The organism is Anaerostipes sp. Marseille-Q3525 (genome assembly GCF_018223505.1).
Lineage (GTDB): Bacteria > Bacillota > Clostridia > Lachnospirales > Lachnospiraceae > Anaerostipes > Anaerostipes amylophilus.
Genome location: NZ_JAGTTT010000064.1, coordinates 1 through 3,180, shown reverse-complemented (window position 1 = coordinate 3,180; position 3,180 = coordinate 1). Strand labels below are relative to the sequence as shown.

At 38.7% G+C, this 3,180-nt stretch carries 3 protein-coding genes; all 3 read right to left on the bottom strand.

Going from position 1 to position 3,180, the window contains the following annotated elements; translation table 11 throughout:
* On the bottom strand, positions 1 to 251 hold a 251-nt coding region (locus KE503_RS14220; RefSeq protein ID WP_212385692.1), incomplete at its 3' end, for a hypothetical protein.
* 12 nt (positions 252 to 263) lie between these two features.
* Entirely contained in the window at positions 264 to 1,694 is a 1,431-nt protein-coding gene (locus KE503_RS14215; protein ID WP_212385691.1) for a hypothetical protein, read from the bottom strand.
* Between the two features lie 18 nt (positions 1,695 to 1,712).
* Positions 1,713 to 2,990, bottom strand: a complete 1,278-nt coding sequence (locus KE503_RS14210; protein ID WP_212385690.1) for a hypothetical protein — start codon at positions 2,988 to 2,990, stop codon at positions 1,713 to 1,715.
* Between the last annotated feature and the right edge of the window lie 190 nt (positions 2,991 to 3,180).

Here is a 3,180-nt window from a genome sequence, read left to right as displayed (position 1 = left end):
TCTGGAAGTGTTTTTAAAAATTCGTATGCTTCTTCTATTGTCATATCTGGATCATAGTCGGTTTCATAAGTTTTACTCCGCATGTATGGACGGCTTAAACTGTTTTTCTTTTCATCCTCGCGAATATTAGAACTTACATATGACACAACTGCAATTGAATTTTGCTGGTTTACTGTTGTCTGTAAAAACAAAATCCGATGGTAATCTGTCACAACTCCATCAGATTGTTCTATTTTTTTACATAGTGCCATTTCATTTTCCTCCTATTTAAACGTTATTTTACCGGACCATGTTACACCAATTGCAGCGTTGTTAGTTACATTCGTATTATTATTAAAAGTCATTGAAACTCTAACTGCATTACCATTAATCGCTGCCTCATACGATACTGGTTTAACATAAGTTGATGAAGCAGAACCATGTGTATATTTTCCATTTGATCTACCAATAAAACCACTTACAGATGATGCAACTACATTGCTTGCATCTATCGGTTTATTAATTGGTATTGTAAAAACTACATATTTACCATCACTTGTAGCAAATCCTGCACCTTGATAGTACAACTGTATAGAATCGCCTGCTCGATAATATGGTTTGATTTTTGATGTTTTTGGTGCTTGGAAATACATATCATTTTGATCACAATATAACATCCAGTGATCTTCCCAAGTATCATGAATGCCGCGGTTAACACCTCCGCCGCCAACACCTACCCCAATACAATATTCCATGTTTATATTACTTTGAAATCTAACAACGTCACAACTCTCTATTGTCATTCCCTCATAATCAACACTTGCATCAGTGGACGAATGGCTTATAGTAATATCTGTACTCTTGTCAACTCCTGTTACTCTAGTTGTTAATAATACTCCATTTAATTCGCTAATATCCCCAGAAATAAATGCATCCAGATTATCCTCATATACTAAACCGCCAATTATAAAAGTAGAATTATGCAAACCATTAGATGATTTTCCAGAATTAAGAGTAATATACGAACTAGCCTGTTGTCCTTCACCGTCAGCGTTCGTTCCGTATAGCGTATTTGTATCTAACTCAATGATTCTGGCCTTATTCATCTGAATATAATCGGATTCAATAGATAACGCCCTTGTGATACCAGTTGAAAATTCCGATTCTTCTACCACTTGAGATGTTATAAGGCCAACTCCTCCGCACATTTCAATAATAGCATCTGTCGAATTTAATCCTAATTCAATTTTCTTTTCCGAATATTTTGCTAAAATAGTGTCTCCATCTCGGATGTTAACCGAATCTGGATCTATTAACACATTTGATCCTAAGATTTCGTCAGTCATATTTCCAACAACCAGACCATCCTCTGAACCTTTAAGATAGTTCGTTGCTGTTTTGGCTGCATTATTGGCAGTACCCTGTGCATTGTTTGCTTTATTCCATGCTTCCTTAGCTGCTTCATAACTGCTAGATTTACTTACTGCAGAATAACTAAAAGAGCCGTTCGTCATCACTGTTAAATCTACAAAATACAATGTATTCGTAGAACCTGATGTATACGACGGCTCTGTTGTCTGCCAGTTTCCACCTGGAGGATTTGATGTCGGTTTTGATGGTGCTGTGGCTGTGGAAGACTGTAGTAAGTAATATCTTGTTACTTTGTCGATGTCTATAATTCTGGAAATTGTTATTTCAGCTTTAGCTTTTACCATCACCAAACGCCTCCCTTATTATCCTTCGAGCTGACATGTATACGCCTGTGAATTGGTTACATCATCTGCTGTAACAGTCAAAGATTTCGCTGTTGCAATTGCTGTATCGCTTCCAGCTTTATACCATTTGATGGAACCGAGTGATCCGCATACTCCTGCATCGGTAATGCTCTGTTCTACTGATCCTTTCCAGACATGGGCTGTAAGCACTGTTGATCCAGCATTATTCTTGAAGATTATTCCATTTGATGATGTAATTGTTAATGTGATCGCATCTGCTCCGGCTGCACCTGTTGCTCCCTGCTTTGCTACACTGTACTGTGTTGCCGTTCCACCATTCGTGTATGTAAATACTGTTTTTGTCCATAAATACTGCCCCGCAGATACGTTTGGCGGTGTAGGCTGCCATCCACTCGATGGTGCAGATGTATTAGAAGATGATGCAGCATAGGTAATATCTGCTTTAGAAATACCATTACCTGTTGCACCGGTGTTTCCTTTGTCTCCCTGAACACCTTTGATATTTCCGTCATATACCCATTTAGCATTCTGTGCATTACCTGCAACAGTACATTTGTATGTATTACCTGTAGTTGTATTAAGATACATATCGTTTACACGTGCGTTTGCTACTCCTGACCCAGTAAATGCTGCAGCTGTCGTAGATGTACCTGTAATTCCAGTACCTGAATACCACTGTGATCCTGTTGTTCCAGTCGCGCCTGTTGCTCCCTGTTTTGCTACACTATAACTTACAGATGTTGTGTTATCTGTATAAGTAGTTGTAACCCTTGTCCATAAATACTGTCCTGCAGATACCGAAGGGATCGTTGTAGACCATCCACTTGTTGGTACAGATGTGTTAGAACTGGAACCGACATACTCTGCTACTGGTGTTCCTTTGATACCTTTTCCTGTTGCTCCTGTGGCACCTGTTTTAGCTACTGCAAATGAAAATTTCTTATTCATTGTGATTCCGTCTACAACGACTGGAATTGTTGCTTCACATGCTGTGCTGATCGTAGCTGTTGTTTTGAATGTGACTTTAACTTTTGAAGTCCCACTGTTTTCTACTGTAGCACTGATACCAGTCGGGCAAACGATATCTGCTGCCGTTACCGCTACCGAAGTACATTGATTTGATCCGCAGTATGCTACCGCTTCTGTTGTACATGTCTGTCCTGATCCAGCTCCACCTGTTCCTCCAACAAATGTATATGAATCACTTGTAAGTGTGACCGAATACCCATCTGTTACGTCGATAAGAGTTGCTTGATTTGATGCTTTAACTGCCATTTAATTTTCCTCCTTAAACTATTAATTCACACATGAATGTTACATTCACATCTACATCATCTGGACTGACTTTAAACGAAAAACCATCATTTATAAGCCTTGAATCGTTGGATGATATAACACCATATGATTCTTCATTAGTTCTTTTCCATTTCCACTGTATATAAGCGCTGTCGCCAAATACTTCTTT